The organism is Pseudomonas sp. MAFF 730105 (genome assembly GCF_055380705.1).
Genome location: NZ_AP018438.1, coordinates 1,923,548 through 1,938,910, shown reverse-complemented (window position 1 = coordinate 1,938,910; position 15,363 = coordinate 1,923,548). Strand labels below are relative to the sequence as shown.

At 61.7% G+C, this 15,363-nt stretch carries 13 protein-coding genes; 7 read left to right on the top strand and 6 right to left on the bottom strand.

Annotated elements, in window-relative coordinates; all coding sequences use genetic code 11:
- The first annotated feature begins 142 nt into the window (after positions 1–142).
- On the top strand, positions 143–340 hold the full coding sequence (locus tag PCOSP_RS08665; RefSeq protein ID WP_041024548.1) for a DUF6316 family protein: 198 nt from the start codon (positions 143–145) through the stop codon (positions 338–340).
- 191 nt (positions 341–531) lie between these two features.
- On the opposite strand, the gene PCOSP_RS08660 is transcribed toward PCOSP_RS08665, so the two are convergent.
- Positions 532–1,716, bottom strand: a complete 1,185-nt coding sequence (locus PCOSP_RS08660; RefSeq protein ID WP_464710848.1) for a thiolase family protein — start codon at positions 1,714–1,716, stop codon at positions 532–534.
- 104 nt (positions 1,717–1,820) lie between these two features.
- A complete protein-coding gene (gene pap, locus PCOSP_RS08655; RefSeq protein ID WP_139647140.1) occupies positions 1,821–3,314 on the bottom strand; it encodes a polyphosphate:AMP phosphotransferase in 1,494 nt (497 codons plus the stop codon).
- Between the two features lie 121 nt (positions 3,315–3,435).
- Between pap and mnmC the strand changes: the two genes are divergently transcribed.
- The 5 genes from mnmC to PCOSP_RS08630 all read left to right on the top strand — a co-directional run bounded on the left by mnmC (position 3,436) and on the right by PCOSP_RS08630 (position 10,962).
- Positions 3,436–5,424, top strand: a complete 1,989-nt coding sequence (gene mnmC / locus PCOSP_RS08650; RefSeq protein ID WP_464710846.1) for a bifunctional tRNA (5-methylaminomethyl-2-thiouridine)(34)-methyltransferase MnmC2/FAD-dependent 5-carboxymethylaminomethyl-2-thiouridine(34) oxidoreductase MnmC1 — start codon at positions 3,436–3,438, stop codon at positions 5,422–5,424.
- Positions 5,425–5,686: 262 nt separating this feature from the next.
- Positions 5,687–7,459 carry an N-acetylglutaminylglutamine amidotransferase gene (locus tag PCOSP_RS08645; RefSeq protein WP_464710845.1) on the top strand — a complete coding sequence of 591 codons (1,773 nt, stop codon included), beginning with the start codon at positions 5,687–5,689 and terminating at the stop codon, positions 7,457–7,459.
- Positions 7,460–7,462: 3 nt separating this feature from the next.
- The gene (gene ngg, locus PCOSP_RS08640) at positions 7,463–9,208 is read left to right on the top strand and encodes an N-acetylglutaminylglutamine synthetase (protein ID WP_464710844.1); all 1,746 of its coding nucleotides are present in this window, start codon (positions 7,463–7,465) and stop codon (positions 9,206–9,208) included.
- A gap of 148 nt (positions 9,209–9,356) precedes the next feature.
- Complete coding sequence (locus PCOSP_RS08635; RefSeq protein WP_139647149.1) at positions 9,357–10,547, top strand: osmoprotectant NAGGN system M42 family peptidase; 1,191 nt, start codon at positions 9,357–9,359, stop codon at positions 10,545–10,547.
- Between the two features lie 187 nt (positions 10,548–10,734).
- Positions 10,735–10,962, top strand: a complete 228-nt coding sequence (locus tag PCOSP_RS08630; protein ID WP_024778700.1) for a YheU family protein — start codon at positions 10,735–10,737, stop codon at positions 10,960–10,962.
- Here PCOSP_RS08630 and csrA read toward each other — a convergent pair.
- From csrA to PCOSP_RS08615, 3 genes are all read right to left on the bottom strand, one after another.
- Positions 10,951–11,151, bottom strand: a complete 201-nt coding sequence (csrA, locus tag PCOSP_RS08625) for a carbon storage regulator CsrA (RefSeq protein WP_139647152.1) — start codon at positions 11,149–11,151, stop codon at positions 10,951–10,953. The two genes, PCOSP_RS08630 and csrA, sit on opposite strands and share 12 nt — an antisense overlap.
- Before the next feature lie 150 nt (positions 11,152–11,301).
- Positions 11,302–11,634, bottom strand: a complete 333-nt coding sequence (locus tag PCOSP_RS08620; protein WP_139647154.1) for a YnfA family protein — start codon at positions 11,632–11,634, stop codon at positions 11,302–11,304.
- A gap of 58 nt (positions 11,635–11,692) precedes the next feature.
- Positions 11,693–12,508 (bottom strand): SDR family oxidoreductase, encoded by an 816-nt coding sequence (locus PCOSP_RS08615; RefSeq protein WP_464710841.1) that lies wholly within the window; start codon positions 12,506–12,508, stop codon positions 11,693–11,695.
- A gap of 274 nt (positions 12,509–12,782) precedes the next feature.
- On the opposite strand from PCOSP_RS08615, the gene PCOSP_RS08610 reads away from it, so the two are divergent.
- The gene (locus tag PCOSP_RS08610; RefSeq protein ID WP_018606531.1) at positions 12,783–12,935 is read left to right on the top strand and encodes a DUF3309 family protein; all 153 of its coding nucleotides are present in this window, start codon (positions 12,783–12,785) and stop codon (positions 12,933–12,935) included.
- A gap of 56 nt (positions 12,936–12,991) precedes the next feature.
- On the opposite strand, the gene PCOSP_RS08605 is transcribed toward PCOSP_RS08610, so the two are convergent.
- Positions 12,992–15,085, bottom strand: a complete 2,094-nt coding sequence (locus PCOSP_RS08605) for an LTA synthase family protein (RefSeq protein ID WP_464710840.1) — start codon at positions 15,083–15,085, stop codon at positions 12,992–12,994.
- Between the last annotated feature and the right edge of the window lie 278 nt (positions 15,086–15,363).

The window sequence follows — 15,363 nt, the reverse complement described above, 5'->3', positions numbered from 1 at the left end:
ACAGGGACAGTTGGGCACTAACAGTTCAAAGGTCATTGCGGAAAGGAGGGATGGCACATTGCCGCCTATCGCCTGACCAAGCGCCAGTTGACGCTACCGCATAAACTTCACTCAACCGATTTCGATGCTTCTTGGAGCCCCCATGCTTGGCAAACGCGCCCAAGACCTCGCCCCTGCGATGGTCTTTCCCAGTGACCGGATCTGCCGGATAAACGGTGAATTCTATTTCAGTACCCGAGAAGGAACCCAGGAAGGACCGTTTGCCAGTCGTGAGGCCGCGGAGCAAGAGGTCGCGGCGTATATCGAGCGGATGCAGAAGGCGCTTGAGATCGCCAGCTGACAAAGGATTACCCAGACCTGTGGCGAGGGGATTTATCCCCGCTGGGCTGCAAAGCAGCCCCAAAACCAGGCAACTCGGTGGATCAGACTGCTTGAGTCAACGGCGGTGGGGCTGCTACGCAGCCCAGCGGGGCGGTGCGACGTTTCGATAAATCCCCTCGCCACAGATAGTGTCTTTCCTCGGCTTCGTGTTTAACGCACAGCCTCGAACAACCCCGTCGCCCCCATCCCGCCGCCCACGCACATGGTCACGATGCCGTAGCGCAGGTTGCGCCGTTGCAGCTCCCGCACCAGATGTCCGACCTGGCGCGAGCCGGTCATGCCGAACGGATGGCCGATGGCAATCGAGCCGCCATTGACGTTGTATTTTTCATTGTCGATTTCCAAACGGTCACGGCTGTACAGGCACTGGGACGCGAACGCCTCGTTGAGTTCCCACACATCGATATCGGCGATCCGCAAGCCCTTGGCCTTGAGCAGTTTCGGCACCGAGAACACCGGACCGATGCCCATTTCGTCCGGCGCGCAACCGGCCACGGTGAAGCCGCGGAAAAACGCCTTGGGCTTGAGTCCGAGCGCCAGGGCTTTTTCCAGGCTCATCACCAGGGTCATCGAGGCACCGTCGGACAGTTGCGATGAGTTGCCCGCCGTCACCGAACCGTCTTCGGCAAACACCGGCTTCAGGCCGGCCAGGCTTTCGTAGGTGGTATCCGGGCGGTTGCAATCGTCGCGGCCGACCACGCCGTCAAGAATCTGCACCGCACCGGTGTTCTTATCCTCCACCTTGTACTTGACCGCCATCGGTACGATCTCGTCATCGAACAACCCGGCCGCCTGGGCCCGGGCAGTGCGTTGCTGGCTCTGCAACGCATAACGGTCCTGTGCTTCGCGGCTGACCCGGTAGCGGCGGGCGACGATCTCGGCGGTCTGGCCCATGGGGAAATAGATGCCTGGAACCTGATCCTTGAGCAGCGGATTGATCAGGTGATCGGTGTTGACGCTTTTCATCGTCAGGCTGATGGACTCCACACCACCGGCGACGATGATCTCGCTGCACCCGGACGCAATCTGGTTGGCGGCAATGGCGATGGCTTGCAGGCCCGAGGAACAGAAGCGGTTGAGGGTCATGCCGGCGGTGCCTATGCCCAGGTGGGAAAGCACCGCCACGTTACGGCCGATGTTGTAGCCCTGAGCCCCCTCGTTGGAGCCGGCACCGACGATGCAGTCCTCAACGCTGGCCGGGTCGATGTCGTTGCGCGTCAACAGCGCATTGACGCAATGGGCCGCCATGTCGTCCGGGCGGGTCATGTTGAACTTGCCGCGAAACGACTTGGCCAGGCCGGTCCGTACGCTGTCGACGATCACTACTTCTCGCATGGCGGTTCCTCATTGTTGTAGGCGGTCAAGATGGATCGAGCATAAATCCACCTCATAACCGACTGCGACAATCATTCACCCCGCATATGCGACCTCATCGCCCGTTACTTCCCGCTGCGCTTGAACGCGGCCTCCAGCGCCTCGTTGAGGGTGCGCAACACCTTGACCCGGGCCCAACGCTTGTCATTGGCTTCTACCAGGGTCCAGAGGGATATCTCGGTACTGGTGCGGTCGACCATGTCGCACACCGCCGCCCGGTAGGCGTCCCACTTGTCACGGTTGCGCCAGTCGTCCTCGGTGATCTTGAAGCGCTTGAAGGGGATTTCCTCGCGTTCCTGAAAGCGTTCGAGCTGGGTCTCCTTGTCGATGGCCAGCCAGAACTTGACCACTACCACGCCGGCGTCGGCAATCTGCTCCTCGAAATCATTGATCTCGCCATAGGCCCGCAGCCAGTCGGCCCGACTGCAGAAGCCTTCGACCCGCTCCACCAATACCCGGCCATACCAGGAACGATCGAATACGGTGAATTTGCCCCGCGCCGGAATATGCCGCCAGAACCGCCACATGTAGGGATGGGCACGCTCTTCTTCAGTGGGCGCGGCGATTGGCACAATGCTGTACTGGCGTGGATCGAGCGCCGCCGCGACCCGCCGGATCGCTCCGCCCTTGCCCGCCGCATCGTTGCCTTCGAACACGGCCACCAGCGCGTGCCGGCGCATGCGTTTGTCCCTCAACAAGCCGGCAAACCGGGCCTGCTCGGTGATCAGCTGTTCCTCATAGTCGTCCTTGTCCAGCCGCTGGGTCATGTCCAGGCTGTCAATCAGGGTCACCTGGTCATCCAACACCGGCAGCGGTGCCACGCTGACCTTTTCCGGCTTGATCGCCGGCCGATCCAGTGCCTGGCGCATGCCTTCGAGCAGGATCCTGCCGACCGTGAGGCTGCGATAATAAGTGTCCACGCCCTCGATCACATGCCACGGCGCATAATCGCGACTGGTGCGGCGCAACACCCGCTCGCCGTACTTGACGAACTTGTCGTAGGTCTGGGATTGCTGCCAGTCCAGCGGACTGATGCGCCAACTGTGCAGCGGGTCATCCTTGAGCCCCTTGAGCCTGGCTTTCATTTGCTTCTTGGACAGATGAAACCAGAACTTGAAGATCAGCGCGCCTTCATCGCAGAGCATTTTTTCCAGGCGCTCAGCGGCATTGATCGCCTGATCGAGCCGAGGGTCCTTGAACTCGCCATGAACCCGGCCCTGAAGCATCTGGCTATACCAGTTGCCGAAGAAAATCCCCATGCGCCCCTTGGCCGGCAGCATCCGCCAATAGCGCCAGGCCGGCGGCCGCGCCAGTTCTTCGTCGGTCTGCTGGTCGAACGTGCGCACTTCGATCAGCCGCGGGTCCATCCACTCGTTGAGCAACTTCACCGTCTCACCCTTGCCCGCGCCCTCGATACCGTTGATCAACACGATGACCGGGAAGCGGCTCTGCTGATGCAACTCGAACTGGGCTTCGAGCAGTGCTTCACGCAGCGCCGGCACCTCGGCTTCAAAGGTGTCTTTATCGATGGCATGACCGATTTCGGCGGATTCGAACATAGGCAGCTCCTTCCAGGGATTGGGGCAAGACTAGCGGATTGGATACCGCGATGTGTAGGAGCTCCTGCGCAGTTACCCAGCCTCGGGCTAGAATAGCGTCCCGGATTTAACTGAGCCTGCCATGCCCCCCGTACAGCACCACGCCCAACTTGACTGGGATGACCAGGGTCTGCCCCGTTCCCGGGTGTTCGACGATGTGTATTTTTCCGACCAGTCGGGGCTGGAAGAAACCCGCTATGTGTTTCTTGAACAGAACAACCTGGCCGAGCGCTTCGCCGCGTTGCCGGACCATGGGCGGCTGGTGATCGGTGAGACCGGGTTTGGCACCGGGCTGAACTTTCTGTGTGCCTGGCAGTTATTCGAGCAACGCGCACCCGCCGGGGCGCGACTGCATTTTGTCAGCGTCGAAAAATACCCCCTGAGCCCTCAAGACCTGCACCGGGCCCTTGCCCTGTGGCCGTCCCTCAAGCTTCAGGCCGATCAATTGCTTGAGCAATACGTCGCGATCCATCAAGGTTTCCAGCGCCTGACACTGGCGGGCGGACGGGTGACGCTGACGCTGATGATCGGTGACGCCCTGGAACAGTTGCCACAGCTGGACGGACACATCGACGCCTGGTTCCTGGATGGTTTCGCACCAGCCAAGAACCCCGACATGTGGACCGCCGAGCTGTTCGCCGAACTGGCCCGGCTGGCGGCGCCTGGCGCCACTCTGAGCACCTTCACCAGCACCGGTTGGGTGCGACGATTGTTGAACGCGGCGGGCTTCAAGATGAAGCGCACGCCGGGCATCGGGCATAAATGGGAAATCCTGCGGGGCGTGTTCCTTGGCTGGCCGGAATCACAGGAGCAGGCCGCCCCCCTTCCGGCAAAACCCTGGTATGCCCGCCCCGCTCCGCTCACCGGCGAACGCCGGGCCCTGGTGATCGGCGGTGGCCTGGCCGGTTGCGCCAGCGCGGCGAGCCTCGCGGCCCGTGGCTGGCAGGTGACGTTACTGGAGCGGCATGCCGGGTTGGCCGAGGAAGCGTCCGGCAACCCCCAGGGGGTGTTGTACCTGAAGCTTTCCGCTCACGGCACGGCGTTGTCGCAGATGATCCTCAGCGGCTTCGGCTACACGCGGCGCTTGCTGGAACACCTGCAGCGGGGCATGGACTGGGACGGCTGCGGTATCCTGCAGTTGGCCTTCAACTACAAGGAAGCCGAGCGCCAGGCGCAACTGGCCGCCGCGTTCCCGGCCGATCTGCTGCACACACTGGAGCAACCCGAAGCCGAGGCGCTGTCCGGCATCGGCCTGGCCTGTGGCGGTCTGTTCTACCCTGAAGGGGGTTGGGTACATCCGCCGGCGCTGTGCCGCTGGCAGGCCTCGGGCTCGTCGATCGAGGTGTTGCCTCACCGTGAAGTGCTGGATCTGCGCCGCGTCGACGGCCAGTGGCAAGCCTGGGGTGGTGAGCGCTGCCTGGCCAGCGCACCGGTGGCGATCCTGGCTAGCGCTGCCGAGATAAAACGTTTCGAAGCAGCCGCCGACCTGCCCCTCAAGCGCATACGCGGGCAAATCACCCGCCTGCCGCAGACGGCCCGCAGCCAGAGCCTGCGCACGGTGGTCTGCGCGGAGGGATACGTGGCCCCGCCGCGAATGGGCGAACATACGCTGGGGGCCAGTTTCGACTTCAAGAGCGATGACTTGACACCCACCGCCGCCGAACATGCCGGCAACCTGCAAATGCTCGAAGAAATCTCTCTCGACCTGGTGGACCGCCTGGACGCCGGCCTCCTGGATCCGGAGCAGCTCGAAGGCCGTGCGGCGTTTCGTTGCACCAGCCCGGACTATCTGCCGATTGTCGGGCCGTTGGCGGACAACCGGGCATTTACCGAGGCGTATCACGCCCTGAGCAAAGATGCCCGCCAGGTCCCGGACACCCCCTGCCCCTGGCTCGATGGCCTGTACGTCAACAGCGGTCATGGCTCCCGCGGCCTGATCACCGCGCCACTGTCCGGCGAACTGATCGCCGCCTGGCTGGACAACGAACCTTTGCCCTTGCCCCGGAGCGTGGCCGAGGCCTGCCATCCGAATCGCTTTGCGCTACGGGCGCTGATTCGCGGCAAGGCCTGACGCAGCTGAACGCCCACCGCCAAACCTGTGGGAGCGAGCCTGCTCGCGATGGCGGTGGATCAGCTGGCTTTAATGTTGACCATGCCGCCGCCATCGCGAGCAGGCTCGCTCCCACAAAGGCCCTACGCCATCCCGCCAACCCGCCCCCACCCGTCGCCTTATAACGCATCGATCTAAAACTCACGGCAATCCCATCGGTCAGTTCCAGGGTACCCGCCATTTCGGCGCGTACCCTCCCCAACGGAAAAACCGGTAAGGACTTATGTGCGGATTAGCTGGAGAGTTACGTTTCGATCAACAACCTGCGGACCTTGCGGCCGTAGAGCGAATGACCCATCACCTGGCCCCTCGCGGCCCCGATGCGTGGGGTTTCCATAGCCAGGGCCCGATTGCCCTGGGCCACCGACGCCTGAAGATCATGGACTTGTCCGATGCCTCGGCTCAGCCGATGATCGACAATCAACTGGGCCTGTCCCTGGCCTTCAACGGCGCGATCTACAACTACCCGGAACTGCGAGCCGAGCTGGAAGCGTTGGGCTACGCCTTTTGTTCCGGTGGCGACACCGAAGTGTTGCTCAAGGGCTATCACGCCTGGGGCGAAGCGCTGCTGCCCAAGCTCAACGGCATGTTCGCCTTCGCCATCTGGGAACGCGACGCCAAACGCCTGTTCATCGCCCGCGACCGTCTCGGCGTCAAACCGTTGTACCTCTCGCGCACTGGCCAGCGCCTGCGCTTTGCCTCAGCGCTGCCGGCCCTGCTCAAGGGCGGCGACATCAGCCCGGTGCTCGACCCGGTCGCTCTCAACCACTACTTGAATTTCCATGCCGTGGTCCCGGCGCCCCGTACCCTGCTGGCCGGTATTGAAAAACTGCCGCCAGCCACGTGGATGCGAGTTGAAGCCGATGGCAGTGTCGAGCAGAAAACCTGGTGGACCTTGCCCTACGGCCCACGGGCCGATGAGCAGGACCTGAACCTGGAAGACTGGATCGACCGCGTGCTCGACAGCACCCGAGAAGCCGTTGCCATTCGCCAGCGGGCCGCCGTGGATGTGGGGGTGCTACTTTCCGGTGGCGTGGACTCAAGCATGCTGGTGGGTTTGCTGCGTGAAGTCGGCGTGGAAGACCTGTCCACGTTCTCCATCGGTTTCCAGGATGCCGGCGGCGAACGGGGTGACGAGTTCCAGTATTCGGACCTGATCGCCAAGCACTACGGCACCCGCCATCACCAACTGCGCATCGACGAAAAAGAAATCATCGAGCAACTGCCGGCGGCTTTCCGTGCCATGAGCGAGCCGATGGTCAGCCACGACTGCATCGCTTTTTACCTGCTGTCGCGGGAAGTGGCCAAGCACTGCAAAGTGGTGCAAAGCGGCCAGGGTGCCGACGAATTGTTCGCCGGTTATCACTGGTATCCCCAAGTGGATGGTGCAAGCGATCCCTACGCGGCCTACCGCGCCGCGTTCTTCGACCGCAGCTACGAGGAATACGCCGCCACCGTGCAGCCGAAATGGCTGACCGCCAACGACGCCGCCGGTGATTTCGTCAAGGAGCACTTCGCTCAACCGGGTGCCGATGCCGCCGTCGACAAGGCCCTGCGCCTGGACAGCACCGTGATGCTGGTGGACGACCCGGTCAAGCGTGTCGACAACATGACCATGGCCTGGGGCCTGGAAGCGCGCACACCGTTTCTGGATTACCGGCTGGTTGAGCTCTCGGCGCGGGTCCCGGCGAAATTCAAACTGCCCGATGGCGGCAAGCAAGTCCTCAAGGAAGCCGCCCGGCGGGTGATTCCCGGCGAGGTGATCGATCGCAAGAAAGGCTATTTCCCGGTGCCGGGACTCAAGCACCTGGAGGGCAACACCTTGGCCTGGGTCCGCGAATTGCTGCTGGACCCGAGTCAGGATCGCGGGCTGTTCAAGCCGGCCATGCTCGACCGCCTGCTCACCGACCCCAACGGTCAGTTGACCCCGCTACGCGGCTCCCGGCTGTGGCAACTGGCGGCGCTGAACCTGTGGCTCAGCGAGCAAGGAATCTGATCGATGAAACCCCACACGACACTTCACAACCAGCGGCTGCTGCGCGGCCAGGCGCCTTCGTATGAACGCTTGCAGGCGCGCCTGGCCGTAGACGGCAGCGAACTGGGTGCCGCGCCCATTGCGTTGCATTGCGGCTGGGGCCGACTGCTGATCGGCCATACCTTTCCGGACCCGGCGACGCTGGGTCGGGAGCTGCTCAACGAACAACCCGGCGAGCGTGACATTGCCCTTTACGTCGCGGCCCCCCAGCAAGTGCTGGGGCTGGAGCCGGCGCAATTGTTCCTCGACCCTTCCGACACGCTGCGCCTCTGGTTCAGCGACTATCGGCAAGCCACGCGCGTGTTTCGCGGCTTCCGGATTCGGCGGGCCCAGAACGACACCGATTGGCAAGCCATCAACCAGCTCTACCAGGCCCGAGGCATGCTGCCGGTCGATCCCCAGCGCTTGACGCCGCGCCATCAGGGCGGGCCGGTCTACTGGCTGGCCGAAGACGATGACAGCGGCGCGATCATCGGCAGTGTCATGGGTCTCAATCACCAGAAAGCTTTCAACGATCCGGAAAATGGCAGCAGCCTCTGGTGCCTGGCGGTGGACCCACAGTGTGCACGGCCCGGTGTCGGAGAAGTGCTGGTACGTCACCTTATCGAGCATTTCATGAGCCGAGGCTTGAGTTACCTCGACTTGTCGGTGCTGCATGACAATCGCCTGGCCAAGAACCTTTACGCCAAGCTCGGTTTTCGCAACCTCTCGACCTTCGCCATCAAGCGCAAGAACGGCATCAATCAGCCGCTGTTCCTGGGGCCTGGACCGGAAGCACAGTTCAACCCTTATGCGCGGATCATTGTGGAGGAAGCGCATCGCCGGGGCATCGAAGTGCAGGTGGACGACGCCGAAGGCGGTTTATTCACCCTGATTCACGGCAGCCGCCGGGTACGGTGTAGAGAATCCCTGAGCGACCTGACCAGCGCCATCAGCATGACCTTGTGCCAGAACAAGAGCCTGACCCATAAAGTGCTGAAGAACGCCGGCCTGAACCTGCCAGCGCAACAATTGGCAGGCAATGCCGACGACAACCTGGCGTTTCTCGATGAACACGAGCGGGTGGTGGTCAAGCCGCTGGACGGTGAACAGGGCCAGGGCGTGGCGGTGGACCTGCGCACCATCGAAGAGGTGCAGAGCGCCATCGAAACGGCCCGGCAGTTCGATAGCCGAGTGTTGCTGGAAAGCTTTCACGAAGGGCTCGACCTGCGCATCCTGGTGATCAACTTTGAAGTAGTGGCCGCGGCGATCAGGCGTCCCGCGGAAGTCATCGGCGACGGCCAGCACACCATCAGGGCCCTGATCGAGGCCCAGAGCCGTCGACGACAGGCAGCCACCGGAGGGGAAAGCAAGATTCCGATGGACGCCGAAACCCAGCGCACACTGAGTACCGCAGGGTATGACTACGACAGCGTGCTGCCGGCCGGCGAGCATCTGTTCGTACGACGCACCGCGAACCTTCATACGGGCGGCGTCCTGGAAGATGTCACCGGTATTCTTCATCCCACCCTGGCCGATGCGGCGGTACGCGCGGCGCGCGCCCTGGACATCCCCATGGTCGGCCTGGACCTGCTGGTGCCGGCCGCCGATCAACCCGAGTACGTGTTCATCGAAGCCAACGAACGCGCCGGCCTGGCCAACCACGAACCACAACCCACTGCCGAACGCTTTGTGGACCTGTTGTTTCCCCATAGCCAGGGAGTGATCTGACACCCCTCAGTAGTGGACTGATCGTTCCCACGCTTCGCGTGGGAATGCCTCAAGGGACGCTCCGCGTCCAGATGACGCAGAGCGCCACCGGCTGCATTCCCACACAGAGCGTGGGAGCGATCGGATACTCAACCGTTCAGGAGTTTCCATGATCAGCAAAATCCCCGAACCGAATCTCGAATACCTGCAAAAAGTCCTGCTGGAAATGCTCGCCATCCCCAGCCCGACCGGCTTCACCGACACCATCGTGCGCTATGTCGCCGAACGCCTCGAAGAATTGGGTATCCCTTTCGAAATGACCCGCCGCGGCACGATCCGCGCCACCCTCAAGGGTCGCAAGAACAGTCCCGACCGGGCCGTGTCGGCCCACCTGGATACCATCGGCGCCACGGTGCGGGCCATCAAGGACAACGGTCGCCTGACCCTCGCGCCGGTAGGCTGCTGGTCCAGCCGGTTTGCCGAAGGCAGCCGGGTCAGCCTGTTCACCGACACCGGAGTGATCCGCGGCAGCGTGTTGCCCTTGATGGCGTCCGGGCACGCCTTCAACACCGCCGTGGATGAAATGCCCATCAGTTGGGATCACATTGAGCTGCGGCTGGATGCGTATTGCGCCACCCGCGCCGATTGCGAAACCCTGGGGGTGGGCGTCGGCGATTACGTCGCCTTCGACCCCTTGCCGGAATTCACCGAGAGCGGCCACATCAGCGCTCGCCACCTGGACGACAAGGCCGGGGTCGCGGCGTTGCTGGCGGCGCTCAAGGCGATTGTCGACAGCGGTGAAGAGCTGCTGATCGACTGTCACCCCTTGTTCACCATCACCGAGGAAACCGGCAGTGGCGCGGCCGCCGCGCTGCCCTGGGATGTCAGCGAGTTCGTTGGCATCGACATCGCCCCGGTCGCACCCGGCCAGCACTCCAGCGAACACGCCGTGAGCGTGGCGATGCAGGACTCCGGCGGGCCCTACGACTATCACCTGTCACGCCATTTGCTGAAACTGGCCAAGGAGAACGAGCTGCCGGCACGCCGCGACCTGTTCCGTTACTACTTCAGCGACGCCCACTCGGCCGTCACTGCCGGCCATGATATCCGCACTGCCCTGCTCGCTTTCGGCTGCGATGCCACCCATGGCTACGAACGCACCCATATCGATAGCCTGGCCGCCCTCAGCCGCCTGCTCGGTGCCTATATCCTCAGCCCGCCGGTGTTCGCCAGCGATGCGCAACCGGCCCAGGGCTCCCTGGACCGCTTCAGTCACCAACTCGAACACGATGCGCAGATGGAAAGCGATACCCGGGTGCCTTCGGTGGATAGCCTGGTGGGGCAGCGTTCGGATAATTGACGGAGGATTCTCACTGTCCGGAGATTGTCATCGCGAGCAGGCTCGCTCCCACAGGGCGCGCATACGCAGATCCATTGTGGGAGCGAGCCCGCTCGCGATGTGGCCAAAACAGAGGCCGCAAATCCAAGGCTAGCCGCAAGGGCTCATAGCCCGTAGCATTTGCGACACTGTCCAGCCGAGGTACCCCATGCTGATCCCCCACGACCAACTCGAAGTCGACACGCTCACCCGCCTGATCGAGGACTTCGTGACCCGCGACGGCACCGACAACGGCGACGACACGCCCCTGGAAACTCGTGTGCTACGCGTCAGGCAGGCCTTGACCAAGGGGCAGGCGATGATCGTTTTCGACCCGGAGAGCGAGCAGTGTCAGTTGATGCTCAAGCACGACGTGCCCAAACACCTATTTGACTGAACACGCCTTGCGGGCGACCTGACTCTTCTTTCTCTGGATCTTTTCGTATATCTCGAAGCGATGAACATCGATGTGCCGCGGCGCCTCCACGCCAAACCGCACGGTGGTGCCGCTGACCGACAGCACACGAACGGAAATATCATCACCGATGGAAATCAGTTCACCCACGGCACGGCTTAGTACGAGCATGGTTCTTGTCCTTAAGAAGGTCTGGACCTTGACCATGCCCGGCCTGTTTCCTGTTCACAAGACACGGGCGAGAATTCAGTAACCCCCTACAAACAAGACTCTGGGAACTGACGGAAACTTCCTGCAAAAACGGCTCGAACCGCGCCGTTTTCAAGGTCCCGAGAAGCGAGGACCGAAGAGGATGACACTGGCACCCAGCATGCAGAGCGCCACGCCGATCCAGTCGGAACCCAGCGGGCGCACCCGCTCCACCACGGCCAGCCAGGCGATGGAGGCGATGATGTAAATGCCGCCATAGGCGGCGTAGGCACGGCCGGCATAGGTCGCTTCAACGCGGGTCAGCAACAGGGCGAACACCGCGAGGCTTAGCAACGCCGGTGCGATCCACCAGGCGCTCTTGCCCTGGCGCAACCACATCCAGAACCCGTAGCAGCCGGCGATTTCGAACAGCGCGGCGAGAAAGAACCACAGATAGTTGAGCATGCAGATGTCCATCAGGAGGGCCGGAATGGCGCCATCCTGAGGACACTGCATGGCAAGGTCAAGTTGGGTTCTGCCTAGCCTTGGCGCGCATTTTGTCGGCCATGACGGTCATTTCGTCGTACAGCAACTGCGGATTCTTCTGCTTCATCGCCCAGGCCATGCGTCCCTGTTCGTGGGGCAGAATCATGAACTCGCCCTGGTCGACCTGCTGGAAGATGTAGTCAGCGATATCGGCAGCAGTGATCGGCGAGCTTTCCAGCAACTTGCCCACCTGGGCCTTCATGGCCGGGGTCGGGCCACGGAAGGAGTCCAGCAGACTGGTCTGGAAGAACGACGGACAGACTACGTGGACACCGATTTCCTGCTGCGCCAGTTCGACCAACAGGCTTTCCGACAATGCCACCACGCCAGCCTTGGCCACGTTGTAGTTACTCATGGCCGGCCCCTGCATCAGCGCCGCCATGGAGGCAATGTTGATGATCTTGCCGCGGCTTTTTTCCAGCAACGGCAGGAACGCCTTGCAGCCCTTGACCACCCCCATCAGGTTGATCGCAATCTGCCAGTCCCAATCCTCCAAGGACAATTCACTAAAGAACCCGCCCGAAGCCACGCCAGCGTTGTTGACGATGATGTCGATGCCGCCGAGCTTTTCTTCGCAGGCCTGGGCGAACGCCGTCAGCTGACTGTAATCACGCACATCGCAGCGTTGGACAAAACCGTCGCCGCCGACATCGCGCACCTGCCTGAGAGTTTCCTGAAGGCCTGGCTCACTGACGTCCGACAAGGCCAGGCGCCAGCCTTCGCGGGCCCAGCGCAGTGCGATTTCGCGGCCCAGGCCCGAGCCAGCACCGGTGATCATCATGCGATTTTGCATAGGAAACAGCCTTGTTGTTCCGGGAGAGATGGGCCGAGTGTAGCGAAGGAGCCGGCGAGACCCACGCTCCATCAGATTGCTGAATGGCGGGGGCAAACCGTAATAGGTTGTGAAGACCTCGCCATAGGTTTCCCGGCCGCCCGACAGGCACTAAAAAACTTTGAATTTTTTACAGGACGTTACGGTCGGACTTATTAAGCCGCCCGGATTTAATGCAGCGCGCTGGCAGTTGAAAGTTGTATCACTCCAAAACTGACCAATAAGGAAATCAACAATGGGCACAATACTCATCATTATCCTGATCCTCTTGCTGATCGGCGGTCTGCCGGTCTTCCCGCACTCCAGAAGTTGGGGTTACGGCCCGTCCGGCATCATCGGCGTAGTGTTGGTAGTGCTGTTGATACTGCTGTTACTGGGCAAGATATAAATCAATGGCAAAAAAAAAGAGGCCTTCTTCAAGGCCTCTTTTTTATTTGCCGATCATCAGTCCGGCTTTCCATCCACCACGCCGGCGGTGTTATCCAGCAGACTCTTGGTGGCGGTTTGCAGGAAAGACTCGAGCTTGAGCTTCATCTGGGCGCTATCGGGTGCATCCGGAATGACTTCTGCACGCGGGTTGGCCCCCAGTTCATAGCGGAACATCTTCGGCCCCATTTCTTTTTCCTTTGGCAGTACCAGGATCCGATCACCCTGGATGATCGCCGTAGTCTGATCACTGCCCGACGGCTTGATTACACCAAAACCGGTATCGCCTTGCGGCAGGTTCAGCAGGTCGCGGCCCCAGCACTGGTTGCGCACCTGTCCACCGATCCGCCCCATGATGGTAGGAACGATGTCGACCTGGGTACCCACGGTGTGGTTACGCTGGCCGAACTTTTCCTGGATACCAGGACCGATCATCAACATGGGCACGTTGAAACGGCCCAGGTCCATCTCGGTGATCTGGCGTTCGTTACCGAAACCATGGTCGCCCACCACGATGAACAGCGTCTCCTTGAAGTAAGGCTCCTTGCGTGCCTTCTCGAAGAACTGGCCCAGCGCCCAGTCCGAGTAGCGCATGGCAGTCAGGTGTTCGTTCAGGCTGCCGCGATCGGTGACCCGCTCCACCGGTAATGGCGTCGGCAGCGCATATGGCGTGTGGTTGGACAGGGTTTGCAGCAGGGCATAGAACGGCTTGCCGTTTTCCCGCGCCTTGAGCTCGATCAGACCACGGTCGAACATGTCCTGGTCGGACACGCCCCAGGTCGGATCGGAAAACACTGGGTTGACGAAATCGTTACGCCCGATGAAGTTGGTCATGCCCTGGTTGCTGAAGAAACCCGACTGGTTGTCCCAGGCAAAATCACCGTTGTAGACATACACGTCGTCGTAGTCACGGGCACTGAGCAGTTGCGGCAGGCCCGACAGCTTGTGGCTGCCTTCTGGCGTCTGCATCAGGTATTCGAAGCCGGGCAAGTTCGGGAAGCACGCCATGGTGGCGAACATGCCCTGGTGGGTATGGGTGCCGTTGGAGAAGAAGCGGTCGAACAGCAAGCCTTCCTTGGACAGCTTGTCCAGGTAAGGCGTGATGTTGCCCGGAGCACCCAGGGCGCCTACCGAGTGACCGGCCATGCTTTCCATGAGGATCACGACCACGTTCTTGATCGGCAGGGTCTTGTCGGCTGGCGGCATGTAGTCGCGGCGCACGGCAGCGGTGGCGGTATCCACCAGCTTGTCGTCGGGCAACACCAGCATGTCGCGCACGGTCTGTTGTGCCAGTGGCTGCTCGAGGGTGGCTTTCCAGATGTTGTCACGGTCTTCGGACATGCGGCTCTTGGCCGCCGCCACCAGTGACAGCGTGCCGTTGAGGCCCAGCTGGTTGGCGAAGTTCGAATCGGTGGTATAGACATCGCCCCAGCGCAACGGCGGGCCTTGACGCAAGGTGCCACGGGCCGCGACCACAGCCACCAGCAGGCAGACGACGAACACCGCCACCCGACCGTACCACGGGGCGATCTGGCGGGTGCCGATGCTGCCGCCGCTGAACGGGCCGCGCGGACGGGTTGCACGGTCCGCGCCCTTGAAGGCCAAGCTCAGGATGATAGTGCCACCGGCCCAGGCCAGCAGGTAGCGCACCACCGGGAAACCGTACCAGAGCATGCTCATCACGGTTTTCGGATCTTCCTTCACGTACTGGAAGACCAGGCCGTTGAGGCGCTGGTGGAACTCACGGTAGAAGTCCATCTCCATCAGGCCCAGGAACAGCGCAACGCTGGAGGTGACGGTCAGCCAGAAACGAAAGAAACCTCGGGCCGCCATGGCGCGGGCGCTGAACAGCGCCAGCAGCAGCGGAACGCTGAGGTAGACCACCAGGCGCAGGTCAAAACGCAGGCCATTGGCGAAGGCTTCGACGAAGGTCGAGGCCGGGGTGTCGAGGATCATTTGGCGGTTATAGACCAGCAGCGCCACGCGCAGCAGGCTGAACATCACCATCATCACCAGGGCGCAGAGCAATGTGTAGGCCAGGTGCGATTTGACGGTCGGTTGCAGCAGGCGATGCGTGCTTCGCTGCTGACTCAGGGCGTCCGGGATTGCCATGTCGTTTGAGGACCCTATTGGAGTTGGAGTAACAGAAAATACAAAGGCGCGCCCTCTGCCAACCAAAGCCTGGCCCGGGGTTTGCGCAAGAGCGCAGATGTTGCACGAACGGTTAAGGCATTGCCATTAAATAACCGACGGCAATAAAAGCGCGGAGGATTGTCCGCAAGATTTTGTGAAAATTTCGTCCAATGAATATCTGGAAACACAAAATGCCCGAACCCACCTCAATATCAGGCGGCCCATATTGTGGAGAGGGGATAAATCCCCTCGCCACA